Origin of the sequence: Streptomyces sp. NPDC056948 (genome assembly GCF_042674225.1) — a bacterium.
Taxonomy (GTDB): Bacteria; Actinomycetota; Actinomycetes; order Streptomycetales; family Streptomycetaceae; genus Streptomyces; species Streptomyces purpurascens.
On the sequence record NZ_JBHUQX010000006.1, the window covers coordinates 15,731 to 35,903 of the forward strand.

Annotated in this window: 21 protein-coding genes; 11 read left to right on the plus strand and 10 right to left on the minus strand. The window is 72.0% G+C overall.

What is annotated here, in order from left to right; translation table 11 throughout:
* Nucleotides 1–5 precede the first annotated feature (5 nt).
* Nucleotides 6–584: a TetR/AcrR family transcriptional regulator gene (locus ACFTZL_RS01685; RefSeq protein WP_382576926.1), complete on the minus strand. Its 579-nt coding sequence runs from the start codon at nucleotides 582–584 to the stop codon at nucleotides 6–8.
* Between the two features lie 171 nt (nucleotides 585–755).
* Between ACFTZL_RS01685 and ACFTZL_RS01690 the strand changes: the two genes are divergently transcribed.
* From ACFTZL_RS01690 to ACFTZL_RS01715, 6 genes are all read left to right on the plus strand, one after another.
* Entirely contained in the window at nucleotides 756–1,046 is a 291-nt protein-coding gene (locus ACFTZL_RS01690) for an SHOCT domain-containing protein (RefSeq protein WP_382576928.1), read from the plus strand.
* A 243-nt stretch (nucleotides 1,047–1,289) separates the two neighbouring features.
* On the plus strand, nucleotides 1,290–1,514 hold the full coding sequence (locus ACFTZL_RS01695) for a hypothetical protein (RefSeq protein ID WP_382576930.1): 225 nt from the start codon (nucleotides 1,290–1,292) through the stop codon (nucleotides 1,512–1,514).
* A complete protein-coding gene (locus ACFTZL_RS01700; protein ID WP_382576932.1) occupies nucleotides 1,514–2,779 on the plus strand; it encodes a glycoside hydrolase domain-containing protein in 1,266 nt (421 codons plus the stop codon). Before ACFTZL_RS01695 ends, ACFTZL_RS01700 begins: the two co-directional genes overlap by 1 nt.
* 44 nt (nucleotides 2,780–2,823) lie before the next feature.
* On the plus strand, nucleotides 2,824–3,348 hold the full coding sequence (locus ACFTZL_RS01705; protein WP_382576934.1) for a hypothetical protein: 525 nt from the start codon (nucleotides 2,824–2,826) through the stop codon (nucleotides 3,346–3,348).
* Nucleotides 3,349–3,357: 9 nt separating this feature from the next.
* On the plus strand, nucleotides 3,358–3,735 hold the full coding sequence (locus tag ACFTZL_RS01710; protein ID WP_382576936.1) for a hypothetical protein: 378 nt from the start codon (nucleotides 3,358–3,360) through the stop codon (nucleotides 3,733–3,735).
* Entirely contained in the window at nucleotides 3,732–4,400 is a 669-nt protein-coding gene (locus tag ACFTZL_RS01715) for a hypothetical protein (protein ID WP_382576938.1), read from the plus strand. The genes ACFTZL_RS01710 and ACFTZL_RS01715 overlap by 4 nt, the downstream gene beginning before the upstream one ends.
* A 102-nt stretch (nucleotides 4,401–4,502) precedes the next feature.
* Here the strand turns inward: ACFTZL_RS01715 and ACFTZL_RS01720 are convergent, their stop codons facing one another.
* Both ACFTZL_RS01720 and ACFTZL_RS01725 read right to left on the minus strand, forming a co-directional pair.
* Nucleotides 4,503–5,036: an ATP-binding protein gene (locus ACFTZL_RS01720; RefSeq protein WP_382576940.1), complete on the minus strand. Its 534-nt coding sequence runs from the start codon at nucleotides 5,034–5,036 to the stop codon at nucleotides 4,503–4,505.
* A 183-nt stretch (nucleotides 5,037–5,219) separates the two neighbouring features.
* A complete protein-coding gene (locus ACFTZL_RS01725; RefSeq protein ID WP_261682162.1) occupies nucleotides 5,220–5,543 on the minus strand; it encodes a hypothetical protein in 324 nt (107 codons plus the stop codon).
* A 396-nt stretch (nucleotides 5,544–5,939) separates the two neighbouring features.
* Between ACFTZL_RS01725 and ACFTZL_RS01730 the strand changes: the two genes are divergently transcribed.
* On the plus strand, nucleotides 5,940–7,064 hold the full coding sequence (locus ACFTZL_RS01730) for a PLP-dependent cysteine synthase family protein (RefSeq protein WP_382576942.1): 1,125 nt from the start codon (nucleotides 5,940–5,942) through the stop codon (nucleotides 7,062–7,064).
* A 16-nt stretch (nucleotides 7,065–7,080) separates the two neighbouring features.
* On the opposite strand, the gene ACFTZL_RS01735 is transcribed toward ACFTZL_RS01730, so the two are convergent.
* Nucleotides 7,081–7,548: an SRPBCC family protein gene (locus ACFTZL_RS01735; protein ID WP_382576943.1), complete on the minus strand. Its 468-nt coding sequence runs from the start codon at nucleotides 7,546–7,548 to the stop codon at nucleotides 7,081–7,083.
* A gap of 63 nt (nucleotides 7,549–7,611) precedes the next feature.
* Complete coding sequence (locus ACFTZL_RS01740) at nucleotides 7,612–8,442, minus strand: DeoR/GlpR family DNA-binding transcription regulator (RefSeq protein WP_382576945.1); 831 nt, start codon at nucleotides 8,440–8,442, stop codon at nucleotides 7,612–7,614.
* A 291-nt stretch (nucleotides 8,443–8,733) separates the two neighbouring features.
* On the opposite strand from ACFTZL_RS01740, the gene ACFTZL_RS01745 reads away from it, so the two are divergent.
* Nucleotides 8,734–11,124, plus strand: coding sequence for a hypothetical protein (locus ACFTZL_RS01745; protein WP_382576948.1), 2,391 nt, complete (start codon nucleotides 8,734–8,736; stop codon nucleotides 11,122–11,124).
* On the opposite strand, the gene ACFTZL_RS01750 is transcribed toward ACFTZL_RS01745, so the two are convergent.
* From ACFTZL_RS01750 to ACFTZL_RS01765, 4 genes are all read right to left on the minus strand, one after another.
* The gene (locus tag ACFTZL_RS01750) at nucleotides 11,094–13,529 is read right to left on the minus strand and encodes a right-handed parallel beta-helix repeat-containing protein (RefSeq protein WP_382576951.1); all 2,436 of its coding nucleotides are present in this window, start codon (nucleotides 13,527–13,529) and stop codon (nucleotides 11,094–11,096) included. The two genes, ACFTZL_RS01745 and ACFTZL_RS01750, sit on opposite strands and share 31 nt — an antisense overlap.
* A gap of 231 nt (nucleotides 13,530–13,760) precedes the next feature.
* Complete coding sequence (locus tag ACFTZL_RS01755) at nucleotides 13,761–14,366, minus strand: hypothetical protein (RefSeq protein ID WP_382576953.1); 606 nt, start codon at nucleotides 14,364–14,366, stop codon at nucleotides 13,761–13,763.
* Nucleotides 14,367–14,473: 107 nt separating this feature from the next.
* Nucleotides 14,474–15,367, minus strand: a complete 894-nt coding sequence (locus tag ACFTZL_RS01760) for an MOSC domain-containing protein (protein WP_382576955.1) — start codon at nucleotides 15,365–15,367, stop codon at nucleotides 14,474–14,476.
* A gap of 41 nt (nucleotides 15,368–15,408) precedes the next feature.
* Entirely contained in the window at nucleotides 15,409–15,837 is a 429-nt protein-coding gene (locus tag ACFTZL_RS01765) for a DUF6643 family protein (protein ID WP_215123360.1), read from the minus strand.
* Between the two features lie 296 nt (nucleotides 15,838–16,133).
* On the opposite strand from ACFTZL_RS01765, the gene ACFTZL_RS01770 reads away from it, so the two are divergent.
* Nucleotides 16,134–17,426, plus strand: coding sequence for a TerD family protein (locus ACFTZL_RS01770; RefSeq protein WP_382576957.1), 1,293 nt, complete (start codon nucleotides 16,134–16,136; stop codon nucleotides 17,424–17,426).
* Between the two features lie 22 nt (nucleotides 17,427–17,448).
* On the opposite strand, the gene ACFTZL_RS01775 is transcribed toward ACFTZL_RS01770, so the two are convergent.
* Nucleotides 17,449–18,642 carry a glycosyltransferase gene (locus tag ACFTZL_RS01775; RefSeq protein WP_382576960.1) on the minus strand — a complete coding sequence of 398 codons (1,194 nt, stop codon included), beginning with the start codon at nucleotides 18,640–18,642 and terminating at the stop codon, nucleotides 17,449–17,451.
* Nucleotides 18,643–18,681: 39 nt separating this feature from the next.
* On the opposite strand from ACFTZL_RS01775, the gene ACFTZL_RS01780 reads away from it, so the two are divergent.
* Nucleotides 18,682–19,467 (plus strand): glutamate racemase, encoded by a 786-nt coding sequence (locus ACFTZL_RS01780; RefSeq protein WP_382576962.1) that lies wholly within the window; start codon nucleotides 18,682–18,684, stop codon nucleotides 19,465–19,467.
* Nucleotides 19,468–19,581: 114 nt separating this feature from the next.
* The gene (locus tag ACFTZL_RS01785) at nucleotides 19,582–20,133 is read left to right on the plus strand and encodes a hypothetical protein (protein WP_382576965.1); all 552 of its coding nucleotides are present in this window, start codon (nucleotides 19,582–19,584) and stop codon (nucleotides 20,131–20,133) included.
* Nucleotides 20,134–20,173 lie beyond the last annotated feature (40 nt).

Below are 20,173 nucleotides of genomic sequence, written 5' to 3' on the forward strand. Positions count from 1 at the left end.
CCTCCTCAGGCGGGACGGGGTGCCAGCAGCGAGAGCAACCCCCGCACCCCCGCGTCGAACGCGGCGGGGGAGCCGGAGGCGCGGGCCAGGACATAACCGCCCTGGACAGTGGCCACGACCGCCGCCGCGATCTCCTCGCCGTCCAGCGAGGGCACGAACTGGCCCTGCTCCTTGCCCGCCTCGACGATCCCGGCGATCCGCCCCCGGAGCCAGTCCAGGGTCTCCTCGACCGGGGCACGCAGTTCGTCGCTCGCGATCACGTCCGGGTCCATGGTCAGCCGGCCGATCGGACACCCCCGCAGCACGTCCCGCTCGCGCCGCAGATACGCCTCGACGCGCTCGTACGGCGTTCCGGGGCCGTCGAGTACTCCCTCGGCGGTAGCCCGCATCTCCTCGGCGGTCCGCCGGATCGCGGCCAGTGCGAGAGCGGGCTTGCCCTTGAAGTGGTGGTACATGCTGCCCTGCCCGGCGTCTGCGCGCTCCAGGATCGCCTTGGGGCTCGTGCCCACGTAGCCGCGCTCCCACAGCAGCTCGCGGGTGGACTCGATCAGCCGTTCCGAGGTGCTCATGCCCTCACTGTACATACCAGTAGTTACAGAAGTCGAGACCGTAAGGAGCACCCGGGACCCGTTCGCCTACTCCCCGCGAGGTACGCACACTGCCGCTGGCCGTACGACGACGGGGCACCCCTTGCGGGACGACTCTCGGAAGCACACACAGAACATCGCGGCAACGCATCCGAGGAGTTGGACGACATGCAGACCCTGGCGAACTTCGGCGACGGCAGCGGGCCCGGCCCGTGGATCCTGTTCTTCCCGTTGATCTGGGCGCTGGTGATCGGCGGCGGCATCGTGCTGCTGCGCCGCACCGTGTGGCGCGGGCGCCGGGGCGGCCCCTGGCGGCAGCCCACCGTCGAGAACGACTCGCCCATCGCCGTGCTCGGCCACCGCTTCGCCTCCGGCGAGATCGACGAGGACGAGTACTGGCGCCGGCTGTCCGTGCTGAACGAGGAGTTCGGACGCTCGGCCAAGGGTGGTGGCGCCTGAGCATTCTGACCGATTAATGATCACCTGGCGTATTCTCGCCCCCGGAATTGAGACTTCCGGGGGTGAAAACGGCACAACGACTCCCTCCCCGCCCAAGTCGGCGAACTCCCCTATTCCGCCATGGCGGATGAGAAGGTTCTGGCTGCGCAGAAATGGGTCAACGCCACATACGGCGGTGTTTCGGGCTATGCGAGATGCCCGGAAGACGGAAAGACCGGCTGGCCCGTCATGTACTCGCTGACCATGGGACTGCAGCACGAACTCGGCATCAGCCCTGTCGTCGCGAACTTCGGCGCCGGCACCCTCGCCAAGGTCCAGGCCCTCGGCACCATCGGCATCGGCTGGCAGAAGAACAAGAACATCGTCAAGATCCTGCGCCACGCCCTGTTCTGCAAGGGGTACTGGGGCGGGGACACCGCAGTCGCTCCACGGACGGCCACTACTCCCGTGATGTCCAGCAGGCGCTGATGAAGGCGATACAGATGGAGATCGGCATATCCGAAGCCGATGCGACCGGAAACTTCGGCCCCGGCACCATTGCCGGTCTGAAGGCCAATGCCGTCGGCCCCGGCTCTTCGGGTATCTGGATGCAGCTGTTCTCCGCGGCATGCGTCTTCAACGAACCGATCGCGAGTGCGCCGGAAGACGACCAGCGAACCCATTTCACCGATACGTGGGACGGTGACGTCGCCGGGTGGCTGAAGGGATTCCAGAAGTTCTCCGCCCTCGAATCGTCGAGCGGTCAGGTCTCGGGCGTGGGTGATTACCAGACCTGGGCGCAACTCCTGGTGTCCATGGGCGACCCGGACCGGCCGGCCACCGGCTCCGACACCGCGTACACGATCACCCCGTCCAGGGCGTCGCGGATGTACGCGGACGGCTACCGCTACGTCGGCCGGTACCTCAACGAGGCGTCCGCCGGCGGTGGCTCGAAGATGCTCGAGGAGGGCGAACTCGGCACCATCTTCGCCGCCGGGATACGCGTCTTCCCGATCTTCCAGGACCACGGGCGCAGCCTGTCCGAGTACACCTGGGCCAACGGCCGCAAGCACGGCCAGTGGGCCCACGACCAGGCCGTGCACTTCGGCTTCAACCGCGGCACCATCATCTACTTCGCGGTCGACTACGTCGCCACCGTCGAGGACATGCCGCGCATCCTGGAGTACTTCCGCGGCGTCACCTCCGGCCTGTCGTCCAAGGGCAAGCGGTACCTGCACGGCGTCTACGGATCCAGGAACGTGTGTGCCCAGGTCACGCAGGCCACCGACGCCGTCTACTCGTTCGTGTCCGGGATGTCCTGGGGCTTCTCCGGCAACCTCGGCATGCCGCTCCCGCAGAACTGGTCCTTCAACCAGATCAAGGAGTACAAGGTCACCAACGGCTCCGACGTCTTCTACCTGGACCGCGACGTGCACCGGCCGCGCAGCGACCAGGGCCAGAACAGCGTCAACCGGGCCGTTTCCCCCGCCGCCAACTTCATCGCGAACATCGAGCGGCTCCACACCCTCGCCCAGAACTACGGCAAGGGCGACGCGAACCGGCTGGTCACGGACTACTACCGGCAGAAGCGGTACGCCGGCAAGCAGTGGCAGTTGCTCATCAGCAGCATCGACTGGGAATCGTCGAGTACGCCGACAGCCGCGGCGCGGAACTGCTGGAGGCGTTCACGGACCCGTTCACCGGCGATTCCCTGGACCCGCACCATCTCCTGGCCACCGCGGGCGGCCACCTGATCAAGCCCAGCCCGTCCAACGCGAGCACGGCGAACGAGGGCGACGTGTCCGGCTGGGCCGGCGACCTCATGACCTTCTACGGCGACTGGCGCCGCGACAGCGACAGCATCGCCTCGGGCTACATTTACTGCGTCGAACGCCTCGGCCAGACCGGGGTGGTCTCCTCCTTCGGGCACAACGACCTCGTGGAGGACGCCGACGGCTACCTCCTGGCCGCGCAGATGCTGGCCGGCAAGTCCATCGCCGCCGCGGTCCGCGCGCAGTACGAACAGACGGGCGGAGGCACCCGCTTCCGCGACTACTACGCCAAGAGGTTCGGCGGAAAGGCCGCCACCGCCACGGACGCCGCGTTCGACATCCTGACCACCCCGCACAACCTCATCGCCGCAGGGCGGACCTATCTCGTCCTCACCACGGCGGAGGAAGGCGTGATCCTGCCCAACCTCTTCCCGCCGGACCGGCTCAGGGAATACTGCCGGGGCTGGGCGGACGTGCTGGTCGCCCGCGCCGGTCTTGAGCGCCGCGACCAGGCGAAGTCCCTGGCCCGTCACAAGAGTTCGTTCCGTTAGGAGCCGTCCATGCCCAGCTGGGTCGTCCCCCTGATCATCGTGGGCCTCGGCCTGCTGTGCCTGAGGATCCCCGGGGGACGGCGCGGCCGGAACGCCGTCGTCGGATGCGCGGTCGTCGCCGGGCTGTCCTACCTGTGGGGCGCGGGACAGGTGCTGTTCGCCGATCCCGCCCGCATGTGCGACGCCCCTTCGTGGCCACGGCCCGACTGGAACCGGTTCGAGGACCGGTTCCTCCCGCCGCGCGCGGCCTGTCACTGGGACGACGGGCGGACGCAGGATCTCGTCTCCCCCTGGGTCGTTCCTGCCTTGTTCATCAGCTTCGGGCTGGCTGCCGCGTGTTTGGTCGCGCTCGCCGTCGCCCGCTACCGGAAGGAACACAAGCGTTGAGCGACATCGCTCCCGGACTCACCCGCCGTCACACTCTCGGCCTCGCCGCCGGCCTGACCGCCGGAGCCCTCCTCGTGCCCGCCGCCGGCGCCGCCGTGGCCGCGCCCGCCGAACGCGCCTGGAAGGGCACCACGTCGCAGAACGGCTGGCCGGTCGTCGACCAGGCGGTCACCCATCGTGTCGAGGGCACCAACGTCGATGTGCCCCTCGTGGAGGGCGACGTGGCCACCGTCCTCCTCTACGTCGCCCGAAGATACGCCTACGAGATCGACATGCTGCGCCCCGAGGAGGTCCGGGGACACACGGCCGACCGCCACATCGGGGCGCCGTTCGAGTCCAACCACCTGTCCGGCACCGCGATCGCCGTCCGGCCGCTGTTCTACCCGCTGGGCGCGGACGCCTCCACGGGCATGACCGAGCAGGAGCGCACCGTCGTACGCGACATCCTCGCCGACTGCGAGGGCGTCGTCGCTTGGGGCGGCGAACTCGCCCCGGTGAAGGAGTCCCACTTCCAGATCGCCGTCGCACCGGGCGACACACGGCTCGCACGGCTGGCCCGGCGCATCAAGGGGTGGGACGCCGCCCCCGGTCAGGGCGCGGGCAGCATCGACGCCTTCGCCCCGGCCCGGATCCGCCGCGCGGACAAGGCGGCGGACGCCCGCTGAGCAGGGCCCCGACCTCGCCACCGAGCGACGTACGCCCCGGAACCACTCCCGGCGGCGTACGTCCCGGCGGCAACCGCCGTGCGAAGGGTGGTCACCGCCCGGTCAGCCGGCAACGGCGGACCGGGCGGGAGCATGGTCGGGCCGCAGCCCGTCGGTGGAGGGCCCGACCTCCGCGAACCTGCGCGCGGGCTTCTCCTGGACCGCGCGCCGCGCCAGGCGCGTCGGCGCCACCAAGGAGGTCGGCAGGGTGAACCACACGACCTTGCCGGACTCGCCGTCCGGCCGGACGCCCCAGCTCTCGCTCATGGCGGCCACCATCGCGAGCCCGCGCCCGCAGGTCGCCAGCGGCGCGATGTCCTGAGGATCCTCAACCACGGGCATCCGCGGGTCGTGGTCGTGCACCGAGACCGTGAGCCGGTCGAGGAGCAGCTCTATCTCCACCGTGCATGTCTTGTCGGGCTGGGCATGCCGGTGGACGTTGGACAACAGCTCCGTCACGCCGAGCGAGGCCCGGTCGATCAGGGCGTCCAGATGCCAGTAGCGCAACTGCGCAGATACGATTCTGCGGACCTGGCCGATCCGCGACGGCAGAGCTTGAAGCTCCACCGTGCAGTGTCTGTTTGGGTAGCTGATCACGGCTGCGACTCCCCGACGTGAGGTCCGGAAGAACACGGAGTTCGGATCCAGCGGGGCGTCTTCATGACACTGCCGCCCGCTGTCGTGGCCGGCGGGCTGGTTCGCAGCGTTATCGCCGGTAAACCCAGAGTGACGTGAGACCAGAGTGACGCAGGGGGTGAGGTACCGCAACTCGCGGACATCTCAGTCGCCACGCCCCGCCGCTCGGCGCACGGCCTCGATGAAGCGTCGTGCCGCGGGCGGCCCCGGCTCGCCCGGGGCGGGGTCGTGGTCGCCCAGCGTGAGCAGGTACCGATTGCCGTTGAGATCCGCCGTGGCCCGGTCATCGGGGCCGAACCAGGGCTTGGACGCGCGCACCGCCTGTACCGGCGCGCTGTCGATCTCGCTGCCGTAGCTGGTCAGCAGCTCGAGCCGGCCGTCGCTGATCCGGACCTGCCCGGCCCGGGTGAGCGAACGCAGCCGCTTCCCGATCCGCACGCCCGTGGCCCTGAACTCCGGCTCCGCCATGCCACCCGCCCCCTTGTGCGCGTCGGTGTACCGGCCCGCGCTCCCCGCGGCGCCCGGTACGGCTCGTGTCTGGATCCAGTGTGCCTCGGAAGCCTGCTCCGGCGGTGCGTCGTACCCCTGCCGGTACCCCGTGCGGGGCCTTGGTCCCGCGGTGAAGTCTGCCCCCACCCGGCGTCGAGCACCAGTACGTGCGACCCCCTCGCCGGGGGGCGCCCGCAGCACACACACGAATGCGCCCCCGGGACCGCGCGCCCCCTTGCCCCGGCCTCTGCCCCAGGGGGCGCTTTGGGGGGCTCAAAGATGCGTTTATGCAGGTGAGAAGCGTGCGGAAGCTGCTTATCATCGAGGTGTCGGCCGCGCGACGTGCCGTCGGCGCGCAGCGTTAGGAGCACCCTCGTGAGCACTCCCCAGCAGACCCGGACCGGCGTGACCCTCGACGTCGACCACAGTGACGCCGGCTACCGCGCGTGGCTGAAAGAGGCCGTCCGCAGGGTCCAGGCCGACGCCAACCGCTCGGCCGACACACACCTGCTCCAGTTCCCCCTGCCGGAGCGATGGGGCATCGACCTGTACCTGAAGGACGAGTCGACCCACCCCACCGGCAGCCTCAAGCACCGGCTCGCCCGCTCCCTCTTCCTGTATGGCCTGTGCAATGGCTGGATCCGGCCGGGCAGACCCGTGATCGAGGCCTCCAGCGGTTCGACGGCCGTCTCCGAGGCGTACTTCGCGAAGCTCATCGGCGTTCCCTTCATCGCCGTCATGCCGCGCACGACGAGCGCCGAGAAGATCCGCCTCATCGAGTTCCACTCCGGGCGGTGCCACTTCGTGGACGACCCTCGCACGATGTACGAGGAGTCCGCCCGTCTCGCGACGGAGACCGGCGGCCACTACATGGACCAGTTCACCTACGCCGAACGGGCCACGGACTGGCGCGGGAACAACAACATCGCCGAATCCACCTTCCGCCAGCTGTGTCTGGAGCGGTATCCCGAGCCGGCGTGGATCGTCGCCACGGCGGGCACCGGCGGCACCTCCGCGACCCTCGCGCGCTACATCCACTACATGCAGTACGACACGCGCGTCTGCGTGGCCGACCCGGAGAACTCGTGCTTCTTCGACGGCTGGACCACCGGCGATCCGGACGTCACGTACGACTGCGGCTCCCGTATCGAGGGCATCGGCAGGCCCCGCATGGAACCGAGCTTCGTGCCGGGCGCGATCGACCGGATGATGAAGGTGCCCGACGCGGCCAGTGTCGCCGCCGTACGGGCACTGGAGCGCGCCATCGGCCGCAAGGCGGGCGGCTCGACGGGCACGGGGCTGTGGAGCGCGCTGAAGATCGTCGCCGAGATGGTGTCCGAGGGACGGCAGGGGAGTGTCGTGACCCTGCTGTGCGACCCGGGGGACCGGTATCTCGACAAGTACTACTCGGACACCTGGCTGGCCGCCCAGGGGCTCGACATCGCGCCGTACACCGCCGCGATCGACTCGCTGCTGGAGACGGGCGTCTGGCCCGGCTGAGGCCGGGCCCGCGGCGTCAGGCCGTCAGCCTCCGGTCCAGCGCCGAGACGGCGTCCCGGAAGGCGCGCGCCTGGGCGATCCGTATCGGCTTCATGGCGAGCCGGTACGCCGCCGTCCCGTCGGTGGCGAAGGTCCAGCGCACCCGGGTGCCGTCGCCGGCCGGCGCGAGCCGCCACTCCTCGACGATCGCGCGCACCCCGGGCACGTTGGTGACGTCGACGCGGTAGGCGTACACCTCGGGTTCCTTCGCCGCGATGACGGTCTCGCGGAACCGGACACCCCCGCTGAGCGTGATGTCGCGGCCCGCACCCCCGTCGAGCGCGCGGGCGGCCGTCACCTGGGGAAACCAGTCGACCCAGCCGGGCACGTCCTCCAGCGCACGGTAGACCGCCTCCACCGGAGCCGAGATCACCAGCGCGGAGACATGCCGCACGGGCGCGATCCTGGCGAAGTCGAGCCCGACCGGGCGCAGACGGTGAGCCATGGACGAAGCCCTCCTCGCACGGAACGGGCACTGACCGGAAGCGTCACCCTAGCTGGCGGCCCGTCAGATGTCTGCCCCGTCCTCGGGTTCCCCGGCCACCACCAGCCGCCGCAGATGCTCCACGACCACCCCGCGCGCCTCGTCCGGCAGACCGGCGTCCGTCACGAGCGTGTCGATCCGCTCCAGCGAGGCGAACGAACTCAGGCCCACCTTGCCCCACTTGGTGTGGTCGGCGACCACCACCACCCGCCGGGCCGACTGCACGAGCCGCCGGTTCGTCTCGGCCTCCGCGAGGTTCGGCGTCGACAGGCCGGCCTCGACCGATATGCCGTGCACTCCGAGGAACAGCAGGTCGAAGTGGAGCGCCGCGATCGCCTGGTCGGCCACCGGCCCCACCAGTGAGTCGGACGGAGTGCGCACACCACCGGTCAGCACGACCGTGGCCGCGCCCTGCCGTGGGCCCGAGGTGCGCTGCGCCGCGTGGAAGACGTCAGCCACCCGCACCGAGTTGGTGACCACCGTCAGATCCGGCACGTCCTGCAGCTGGTGCGCGAGCGCGAACGTCGTCGTACCGCCCGACAGGGCGATCGCCGCGCCCGGCGCGACCAGCTTGGCCGCGGCTCGCGCGATGTCCTCCTTGGCGGTCAGCTCCAGGCCCGACTTCGCCTCGAAGCCCGGTTCGTGCGTACTCGCCTCGACCACCGGGACCGCGCCGCCGTGCACCTTCTCCAGCACGCCCTGGCGGGCCAGCGCGTCGAGATCGCGGCGGACGGTCATGTCCGACACGCCGAGCTTGCGGGTCAGCTCGTTGACCCGGACACCGCCCCGGCGGCGGACCTCGTCGAGGATCAGGGATCGCCGCTGCTCCGCGAGGAGGTTCTGATTCTCGCTCACGTACGCTCCGGTCCTTTCGCCTCAATGCCGTCCGACTCGCCCAGCACACTCGCCCCCACTAGGACATTCTCCCCGGGCTCCGGTGCGCGGACGTCTCATCCTCGCATGTCGCGGAGCCGCCGGCGCCACCGACCGCTCGTCGCGCACATGTCACTCGCGGCTCATCCGTTGCTTCCCTGCATCACGGATCGGGGAGATTCCGTGACAGGAGGTGTACGGCGCCGCAGAAGTGGAGATCCTTGTGCCCGCACGGACAGAGCCGACGGCGTGTCACGGGGGAAGTGCGAATCAGTGGAACGTGCGCAGGAACATGTCCCGACCGACGGGCCGGACCAGCCCGCCCGGCGGCCCGATGAGACCGGGACCGCCCTGGAACTCCTGGTCCACGGCGTGGGCGGCACCACGCCGCACGAGATGCTCAATGATCCGCGGACGGTGCGGATCACCGGCGACAACATCGCGGCCGTCTTCCGCCGCGCCGACGACGTCGAAGCGGAGACCAGCCCCGACGCCCACCGCCGCGACGGACCGGTGCCCGAGGCCTACGTCTGGTGCAACCTCACCTCCGGCAACGGCACCCGCGCCCTGTGGCTGTTGCTGCTGCCGTTCATGGTCGTCAACCTCGCCCACTGGATGCGCCCCACCGCCCGCGGCCGAAGACGCACGGTGCGCCTCTACGGCCTCCTGGTACGGCTGGCGGGACTCACCCTGACGGTGCTGCTCGTCGCGGCGGCCTGCGAGGTCGCCCTCGACCTGGCGGCATGGCAGTGCGCGGGCACCCCCGCGTGCGCCGACCGCCACTCCTGGCTGGGCTTCCTCTCGCCCACCGTCTCGGACGGCGGCTGGTGGAGCAGCCCCGGCCGCAGGCTCGCCCTCGCCGCCTTCGTCCCCACCGCCCTGACCGCCCTGCTGTGGTACCTGTCCAAGCGCACCTGGAGCGACTACGAGTCCCAGCAGCCGATCGAGCGCGACCCCGAGCCCGACGAGGACGGCAGCCCGACCGCGCTGGGCCGCCCCGGGTTCTGGTACGGACGCCGGCTGGTCGCCCGGCTGCGAGCCGCGCACACCGCCGCCGGGCTGATCACCGTCGCGGCCGCGGTCGCCAGCGCCGCCGCCCGCCGTGACCGTGAGCCCGGGGGCCCCGCCGTACTGAACATCCTGGGCCTGCTCCTGGAGGCGGCCCTCGCGGCCTGCGCGGTCGCCGTGGTCTGGGTGGTGTGCCGCCGGGGCCGCAGCGAGAAGCGTCTCGACCGTGAGCTCGACGAACGTTTCGTCCGACGCCTGCCGCTCGCCGCGCTCGTCCTGTTCGGCCTCGCCCTGCTGTACGCCGGGTGGGAGCGCCCCGACTGGGAGTCGGCCGGGCGGCTGCCGGGCGACATGACCTTCGGCGGTATCGCTCTGGTCCAGGGCCTGCTCGTGATCGTCCTCGCCGGCGTCGCCCACGCCCTGCACCGCACCGACCCCGACCGGCGGGCCGTGCTGCGCGGCCTCGGCGGACCGGCCGTCGCGATGCTCGCCTGCGCCCTGGGCGGGGTGATGTCCGGCGGCGTGTCCCAGCGCGTGTCCGACTGGCTGGACGGCACCGGCACGTCGATCGACGGCCCACCGGTCCTGCTGACCTGGCAGGCGTCCGTCATCCCGCCCCTGATCGTGGTGCTCCTGGTGCTCTTCGGCTGGCTGGGCCGGCGCGCCTGGCAGCTCGCCCGCGAAGAGCGCGAGGCCGTGGCACGCGACTACCCGGACGAAACCCAGGACCGCGCCCGGACCCGCCGCATCGCCTACACCCGCGCGATGGCCGCGCTCACCGACCGGGGACCCCGCATCGTCGCCGTCACCTCCGGCGTCACCCTGCTCCTCGGCGCCGGAGCCCTGGTGGGCGCCCTGACCACCGACGAGACACCAGGGGAGGCCGCGCAGGGCGCCTACCCCGTCGTCCACGGCGCCGCGGAGACCGCCCAGGCCCTCGGATCCTGGCTGATCGGCCTCGGCTTCATACTCTTCGTCACCTGGGGCCGGCGCGCCTACAAGGACGCGGCGGCCCGCCGCACCATAGGCATCCTCTGGGACGTCGGCACCTTCTGGCCGCGCGCCGCCCACCCCTTCGCCCCGCCCTGCTACGCCGAACGCGCCGTGCCCGACCTGACCTGGCGGATGGCGACCTGGACCCGGACCACCGGCGGACGGCTGGTCATCTCCGGGCACTCGCAGGGCAGCGTGCTCGCCGCCGCGGCGGCCTGGCAGCTCACCCCGTCCGCCCGCAAACGGGTCGCGCTGCTGACCTACGGCTCCCCGCTGGAACGCCTCTACGGCCGCTGGTTCCCGGCCCACTTCGGCCCCGCCGCGCTCAGCTCACTGCACCGGGAGGTCGACTGCTGGCGCAACCTCTACCGGCTCACCGACCCCATCGGCGGCCCGATGCGCCTGCCCGGCGACCGCGGCCACCAGGTCGACCACGGCCCTCTGCGGGATCCACTCGCCTACGGCCGCACGGATTCGCTGCCGCTTCCCGCGCCCATCCTCGGCCACTCCGACTACCAGGCCGACCCGGCGTTCGCCGAGGAGCGCCGCAAGCTGCTGGCCCGGCTGCGGCCGGGCCTGCCGGCACCCCGGAACCCCGGCGAGCCGCCCTGCCCGGGCCCGGAGGCGGATCCTCAGAGCAGCTCGGGCAGGTCCTCGGCGTAGAGCAGCGTCAGATCGTCCGTGCTCGGCTCCGCGACCTGGGCGACGCGGCTCGCATGCCGCTCCACCATCGCCTCGAACGTCTGCCGTGCGGTACGGCCGTTGCCGAACGCCGGGCCCTTGGGGAGCTCCGTGAAGTACTTCCCCAGGGCCTCACCGGCGCCCGGCGCCAGCCGGTACTCGTGCTCCTCGGCCTGCTGCTCCACGATCCGCAGCAGGTCCTCGGGGCCGTAGTCGCTGAAGGTGATGGTCCGTGAGAAGCGGGACGCCACACCCGGGTTGACCGACAGGAAGCGCTCCATCTCGGCCGTGTAGCCCGCGACGATCACCACGACCGCGTCCCGGTGGTCCTCCATCAGCTTCACCAGCGTGTCGATGGCCTCCTTGCCGAAGTCACGGCCGGCGTCCTCGGGGGACAGCGCATACGCCTCGTCGATGAACAGCACGCCGCCGCGCGCCTTCTGGAAGGCCTCCTGTGTGCGGATCGCGGTCGAGCCGATGTGCTCGCCCACCAGGTCGACCCGGGACACCTCGACCAGGTGGCCCTTCTCCAGCACACCGAGGGAGGCGAGGATCTCGCCGTACAGCCGCGCGACCGTCGTCTTGCCGGTGCCGGGGGAGCCGGTGAAGACCAGATGCCGCTTGACCGAGGCCGCCTTCAGGCCCGCCTGCTGCCGACGCCGGCCGACCTCGATCATGTCGGTGAGGGCACGTACCTCGCGCTTGACGCTCTCCAGGCCCACCAGCGCGTCCAGTTCACCGAGGACGGCCTTGGAGGAGCGGGACGGCTGCTCGGGCTCCACGGCCGGGGCCGGGGGCTCCGGTTCGGTGCGCTGCTCCGGGAGGGCGCCCAGCAGACCGGGGGAGTGGTTCACCGTCTGCACGGCCGTCTCCCGCGCCGCGGGCGGCCTGAGCCCCGCGCTCTCGTCGCTGGTGCAGTCCTCCACCACGGGGCCCGTCCCGGACGCCGCGTCCGCGCCGCTGTCCGCGAACTCGTAGCCGCCGCGCGTGCACCGCTCGGTGCGGCACTTCCTGAGCGTCGTACGGCTGCCGTCGATCACATGGAAGCCGTAGCCGCCGCTGCCCGTCACCCGGCAGTTCTGGAAGCTGCCGCGACCCCCGGCCGAGACATAGACCCCGGCCTCCGCCGGGGAGTCGATCGTGCAGCGCTCGACGGTGGGGTCGGCGCCCTTGGTGACGATGACGCCGGTCTGGGTGCCGTCCAGCGTGCAGTTGCGGAGGGTGCCGCCGCTGCCGTGGTCGCGGAACCAGGCGCCCGTCGCCGCGTCCCGGATCCGGCAGTCGTCGAGCTGGGCGGTCGCGCCGTCGCTCACCGACACGGCCGTGTTGCGCACCTGCGACAGGTCGCTGTCGACGACGTCCGCACGGGAACCGCGGTCGAGGACGAACAGCGCGTCCGGCACGTCGTGCACCCGGCACGAGTCGAGCACCGCCGTGGCCCCGTCGCTCACCCACACCGCCGGGTAGTCGCCCGTACTGTCGAAGATCTCGCACTGGTTGGCGTCCACGCGCGTGCCCGGGTCCCACACCGACAGGCCGTTGCGCCCGAACTGCCGCACCGTGGTGCGCGTCAGCGTGAGGACCGAACGCGAGCGCAGATCGACCGCGTTCTCCGGGATGTCGTGGATACGGCAGTCGGCGAGCGTCAGCACGGCGTCCGTGTCCAGCGTGACGCCGTCGGCCGTCGTCCGGTGCACATCGCAGTCCGTCAGGTGCGCGGTGGCCCGGCCGGTGATCTGCACCCCGCTGCCCCGGACCTCGTAGATCTCGCAGCCCACCGCCTCCAGCGCCGAGTTCTCCCCGGTCGCCGACAGGCCCGAGCCCGAGGTGTGGTGCACCCGGCACCGCTCCAGCCGGGGGTGGGCGCCGCCGCGCACCGCCACGCCCGACTGGCCGGCCGCGACGACCTCGCACTCCTCGAACACCCCGCCCGCGCCGTCGAGTACGGCGATGCCGATGCCCGCCGGATTGTCGACCGCGCAGCGCCGGACCGTGGGCCGGGCGCTGCCGCGCACCTCGATCCCCGCCGCCGAGCGCGTGACGACCCGCACGTCCCGCAGCTCCGGTGTGCCCTCCTCCACCAGGACGGCCGGGGCGGCCGAGTCCTGGCCCTCCACATGCAGGTCCTGCACCACCGCCGAGGCGCGCACGGTCAGCGGCACCCCGTCCACCGGCGCGATCCGCACGGAGCCGGGGGAGCCCTCCGGCCCTCGCAGGGTCACCGCGCGCTGCACGACGAGGTTCTCCCGGTAGGTGCCGGGGGCGACGGTGAGGACGTCTCCGTCGGCCGCGGCCTCCAGGGCAGCGGCGAGCGATGCGTACTCACCCGTGCGGCGCCGCCACCGCGAGGTGCCGGTGTGCGTCACCTGGACCGTGCCCTGTGCCATGGTGTAGCTGTGCCCCCACCTCGGTCGTACTGATGGCTCGTTCGCCCTCGGGGCGCTTCAGCCCGTGTCGTGAGTCGCGGCCGTGCGCGGCCTCTCGGGCCTGCGCGCGCACGCGGCAGCGACACCGGCGCGCCCTTCCTGCTCGCTCGCGCGCGGGTTGTGCCGATCGTCTCGGCCGGACCACCGTAGCGTGCGCGCGGGTGGTGGGTTGACCAGAGTCGGAAGGCCGTCTCAGCTGCCGGTGCCCGTCCTGCCCCAGTCCGGGCCCGCCTTGTCCCATGCCTGGTCCCAACGGGCGTACCTGCGGCGGACCATGCGCCAGACGATCAGCCGCCTGGCGCCCTCGACGAGGCCTCCGGCCGCCAGGGCCGCGCCTATGCCGCCGAGGACCGCGTGCGTCGACGCCGTCGCGGAGTCGAGCGGGCGGGCCACCATCCGGCCGTGCCGGTCGGTCCATATCCGGAACTCGTCGCCCTGCTGCGGGTCCTTGAGGCCCGCCAGGACCGGGCCCTGGTGCGCGGTGCCGTCCGGGGCGGCCCAGTCGGCGAGGACGCGGTTGCGCAGATCCCTGCCCGTCGAGGTCTCCGGGTCGGCGTCGAGCGGGGAGCGGTCCAGCTTGCGGATCACCGTGGCCGTCACCAGATGCCGTGCCTCGTGCTGGGTCCGGACGGACTGCTGCAGCGTGTCCTGGGCGGCGCCTCCGACGAAGGATCCGGCCACCGGGGCGACCAGGAGGATCAACAGCAGGGCGGCCAGCGCCACCCAGGCCTCGGCCAGATCGGTCGCGCGGCACAGTGGATTGCGCCGCCAGCGCCAGAGCCCCCTGATCGCTCGCACCGACTGCACCCCCTTCCCGCTCCGTGATAACCCCCCGCGGAGCCCTCCACGCGCGGACCCGTCGAAGAGAGAGCCAAATCACCTCTCACGGGTCTCTCATGAACTTCTCACACAAGCCCAACGCCCGGGCCCGCGACGCGGTTCCCGCCGCGGTCGGAGAGCTCCTGCCCGCGCTGATCGAGGATCCTGACCGGGTCCCCGACCCGGATCGTGCCCCGGGACAGGGGCACCAGGTTCTGCCCGAAGACCAGCTTGCCGCCGAGCCGCCGGTGCCGCCCCAGGCTGTACAGGGGCTCGCGGCCGCGCTCGCCCGTGCCCTGGTCGGTGGTGGTCACCACGCACCGGCCACAGGGCTTCGCGACCCGGAAGGACACCTCCCCGATGGCGATGCGCGACCACGCGTCCTCGGCCCAGGCGCCGGTGCCCGCCACGACCACGTTCGGCCGGAAACGGTTCATGGGCAGCGGGCCCTCGTCCGCGTGGTCGCCTTGCGCGATCAGGGAGTTGAGGGCGTCGAGCGAGGCCGTCGTCGTGAGCAGCAGCGGGAAGCCGTCGGCGAAGGAGACGGTCTCGCCGGGCCGCGCGTACTCCGGGTCGACGGGGCGGCGCGTGGCCGGATCGGGCATGTGGACGAGACGCGCACCGATGCCGAGACAGGCGCTGCACCAGGCGTGCGCGGCTTCGTCCTCGGCCGGGACCGCCTCGACCTTGTCACGGAAGATCTGCACCGGCACCGTGCCGAGGGGCCGGGGAACGGGCACCGTCAGCGGCTCCATGCCGGGCGCGGACAGCCGGACGCCACCGTCCGGCAGGAGTTCCGCGGCGGCGGTCGCGAGGCGCGGCTGCTGGCGTTGCGTGACGACCTTTCCCCCGTCGTCGATCAGCACCCAGCGCCGGTCTCCGGCCAGCCCCCAGGGCTCCACGACGGCCTTCCGGGGCGCCAGGCCCCGGACCGCCTTGACCGGATGGACGTGAATCGAGTGCAGCTGTGCGTACCCCATGGGGTCATCGTGCCAGCCGGCACCGACACCCCCGGGGTCGCTCAGTAACCGCGGTACTGCTGGTTGTTGTACGGGTCCTGATACGGAGCCGGTGCGGGCCGGGGCGCCGCGGGTCGCATCGCCTCGTAGCCGCCGGGCGCCGCCGGGCGCGGCTGCTGCGGCTGAGGCCCGGGATAACCACGCGGTGCGGAGGCCTGCTGCGGGATGTACGCCGCGGGCGCCTGCTGGAGCGGGGCGGGCTGCTGGGCCTGCGGGTAGCCGTAGGCGGGCTGGGAGGGGGCTGCCGGCAGAGCGGGCAGCGCCGACGGGAGGGCGGGCAGGTTGCTGCCGGGCATGTCGTACTGCGCGGGGACCCGGATCGGGGCGATCTGCGGGGTGCCCCGCTCGGCGACGAGCCTGTCGTAGATCGGGGTGTCCGGGAAGGAGGCGGAGTAGTAGCCGCCGCCATAGGTGGAGCGGGGGGAGGTCATGCCACATAAGTTAAGCCAACAATGTGCTGGTTGGGGAGACCGATAAGAGGGTTGTTTTCCGCGTCCCCAGTGACCTGGGATCCCCAATGCGAGCGAACTCGCCAAAAAAGGGCACCGAACGGGGTTCTGATCGTGTAAAGGCCGAGTTCCGGGCGGGTTACCAGGGGTTGGCCGCCGGTCTCCCGGCGGCGGCGCATGGGAGTTCGCCGCTGGGAGGAATAGGTTGTGCGCACAGAACTCGACGGACGGCCGGGATGTGCCTGGCGCGGTGATACGCGATGGGGGCGGACATGCAAATGCTGAAAGGTTCAAACACTCCTGTGCCGACCGCGGCACTGCGGGTGGAATTGGGCTGGCGGACCGGACCGGGCGTGCCCGACGCCGACGCCTCCGCTTTGCTGCTGGTAAGCGGGAAGGTGCGTTCCGACGCGGACTTCGTCTTCTACAACCAGCCCGCGCACTCCTCCGGCGCGATCCGTCACGAGGGCAAGCACAACGCCGACGGCCGGGTGACCGACGCGCTCCTCGTCGACCTCGCGCGCGTGGAGCCTGCGATCGAGACGGTCGTCCTCGCCGCCTCCGCCGACGGCGGCGCCTTCGGGCAGGTCCCCGACCTGTACATCGAGGTCCAGGATGCCGCCCGGAGCACTCCGATGGCCCGCTTCGACAACCCCGGCGCCACGACTGAAACCGCTTTCGTACTGGGCGAGTTCTACCGCCGCCAGGGCGCCTGGAAGTTCCGCGCCGTCGGGCAGGGCTACAGCAGCGGGCTCGAAGGGCTGGCCACCGAGTACGGCATCACGGTGGACGAACCGCAGCAGACGGCCCCGGCCGCGGCACCGCCCAGGGCGACCCCGCCGCCCGCCGCGCCCCCGGCGCCCACGCCTCCGCCGATGACGCGGCCGGCGGCCCCGCCCCCGCCCACGGCGCCCCCGGCGGCACCGGCGCCGGTCCGTCTGACCAAGGTGACGCTCACCAAGGCAGCCCCCTCCGTCTCGCTCACCAAGCAGGGCGGCACCTCCGGCGCCCTCCACGTGAACCTCAACTGGGAGGTGCGCAAGCAGTTCTCGGGGTGGAGCAGCAAATTCGGCCGCCCGGCCGCGATGCACTCCGACCTCGACCTCGACCTGTGCGCGCTGTTCGAACTCACCGACGGCAGCAAGGGCGTCGTACAAGCCCTCGGCAACACCTTCGGAGCGCTGCACCAGCCCCCGTACATCCACCTCGACGGCGACGACCGCACCGGCGCCGTGGCGGCCGGTGAGAACCTCACCGTCAATCTCGACCACAAGAACGCCTTCCGGCGCATCCTCGTCTTCGTCACCATCTACGAAGGAGCCCGCTCCTTCGCCGACCTGAACGCCACCGTCACGCTCCAGCCGCAGTACGGCGCCCCGATCGACTTCTCCCTCGACGAGTGCACGGTCCCCTCGCCCGTGTGCGCCCTCGCCCTGATCACCAACACCGGCGGCGACCTGGTCGTCCAGCGGGAGGCGCGCTACCTGGTGCCCGAGCGCGGAGTCAGCCCACAGCGCACGGTCGACTACGCCTACGGGTGGGGCATGAACTGGACCCCCGGCAGGAAATGACCCCCCTTCCCGCCGGCGGCGGTCAGCCCTCGTCGGGAACGGCGTCCGGACGGGCGTAGGTGCGGCCCTTCCAGGCCGCACCGCGTCCCCGGTAGTGCTGCACCGCCGAGTCGACCGTCATGAGGAGATAGAGGAACGCGGTGAACGGCAGCAGGGGAGCGAGCCACAGCGGCTGCCGGTAGTAGCGGAGCATCGGGACGTACGTCCCGGTCATCACGAGCCACGCCAGTCCGCCGGGGATCGCCGCCGCCGCGTTCCCCGTGGCCAAGCCGACCACGACCGCCACCGGCGGCACCAGGTACACCAGCGCCAGCCCCGCGACCGTCCCGGCCAGCAGCAGGGGGTTGTGCCGTAGCTGGGCGTACGCGCTGCGCGACACCATCCGCCACAGGTCGTGCAGCCGTGGATACGGCCGCACGCTGTCCACCCGGTCGGCGAGCCCCAGCCAGACACGCCCGCCGCCGCGCTTGACGGCCCGGGCGAGGGCCACGTCGTCGATGACGGCGTGCCGGAACGCGTCCGGGACCCGCACCCGCTCGGCGGTCTCCGCCCGCAGCAGGACGCAGCCACCGGCCGCGGCGGCCGTCCGTGTCCCCTCCTTGCCGATCCGGCGGAAGGGGTAGAGCTGCGCGAAGAAGTAGACGAACGCCGGCACGACGAGCCGTTCCCAGGCGCTCTCCACCCGCAGCCGGGCCATCTGCGAGACCACGTCGAACCCTCCGGCGCGGGCCGCCGCCACCAATTCCCGCAGACTGTCCGGCGCGTGCGCGATGTCGGCGTCCGTCAGGAGCAGATACTCGGGATCACGCGCGCGTGCCAGGCCGATGCCGTGGCGCACCGCCCACAGCTTCCCGGCCCAGCCCGCGGGCGGCTCGCCCGGCGAGTCCACCGTCAGTGGCAGCCCGCCGTGCCCGCGCGCCAGTTCCCGCGCGAGATCGCCGGTGCCGTCCGAACTGCCGTCGTCGACGAAGAAGACCTCCGCCCGCCCCGGATAGTCCTGCAGGAGCAGGGAGGGCAGCGCGGCGGGCAGCATCGCCGCCTCGTCGCGGGCCGGGACGACGACGCACACGGACGGCCACGCGTCCGGGTCCCGGCGCGGCGGCAGTCGCACGTCCGTGCGCCAGAAGAAGCCCTGACAGAGCAGCAGCCACAGCCAGGCGAGAAGTGATCCAGCGGCAGTCCACACAACGGCGCTCACGTGCGCAGTGTGCCCCACCGGCTCTGCCCGGGAAGGCTCATCGTCTATCGTGATCGGGTGAAGATCGCGCTCATGGACTCCGGAATCGGTCTGCTGGCAGCCACCGCGGCGATGCGGCGTCTGCGCCCCGACGCCGATCTCGTACTCTCCCTCGACCCCGACGGCATGCCGTGGGGACCGAGGACCACGGAGGACCTGACCGAGCGTGCCCTGGCCGTCGCCGAGGCGGCGGCCGCGCGCCGCCCCGACGCCCTGATCGTCGGCTGCAACACCGCCACCGTGCACGCGCTCACCGCCCTGCGTGCCCGCCTCGAACCGGAGCTCCCGGTCATCGGCACCGTCCCGGCGATCAAGCCCGCCGCGGCCGGCGGCGGGCCCATAGCCATCTGGGCCACCCCGGCCACCACGGGCAGCCCGTACCAGCAGGCCCTGATCCGGGACTTCGCCGGCGGCGTGCCCGTCGCCGAGGTGCCCTGCTGGGGCCTCGCCGAGGCCGTGGAACACGCGGACGAGGCGGCGATCGACGCCACCGTGACCGCGGCCGCCGCGCTGACCCCCGACGAGGTGACGACCGTCGTCCTGGGCTGCACCCACTACGAACTGGTCGCCGAGCGCATCCGGGCCGCCGTCCAGCGCCCAGGCCGCCCGCCCCTCGTGCTGCACGGCTCCGCGGGAGCCGTCGCCGCGCAGGCCCTGCGCCGCCTCGGCGAGCAGCCCGCACCGGGAGCCACGCCCCACGGCACCCTGACCGTGCTGCTGAGCGGACGCGAGGGCACGCTGCCCGCGCCGGCCCTGGCGTACGACGAAGGGCGACTGCTCCAGGCGGTCACGCCCGCCGGCTGACCGGCAGCGGTCCCCGACCGCCGTCGCACGGCCGGGCCGGCCCGCCGCCCGGTCGGCGCAGTCACGCTGCGCCACGAGGGTCCGGCAGAGCGAAACCTGAGTAACCTCATAGGCATGAGGGACCACCCCCACGGCGAGAACGCCCCCCACTCGCACCCCGATGTCTGGACCGGCCGTGCCACCAACCGGGTCCAGTGGCTGCTGGCGCTCGTCGGCGCCGCCTGCATGGCGCTGGGCATCGAGCTGGCCGTCGACTCGGCGTGGACGTCCGGCGCCCCGCTCGTCATGGCCGTCGTCGGGTGCATCGCCGCCGGGCTGCTGGTCCTCTTCGGCACCCTCGCCTTCGTGCACGTCGCGCTCCGGGTCGACGACGAGCACCTCGAGGTGCGCTGCGGCCACATCGGCCTGCCCCGCCGCCGTATCCCGCTCTCCCATGTCGCCGGCGCCACGTACATCCCGAACGTCACCCCCCGGCACTGGGGCGGCTGGGGCTACCGATGGCGGCCCGAGAAGGGCACCGCCGTGGTCGTACGACAGGGTGAGGGCGTCGTGCTGGAGCTGTGGGACGGACACACCTTCACGGTCACCGTGGACGACGCGGAGGCGGCCGTACAGGTGATCGAGGCACGGCTGCGGCCCACGAAGCCGGGCGCTCCCGCGCACTGAGGGCGGTGGAACCGCCGGCCGTGATCACCGGGGCAGCCGG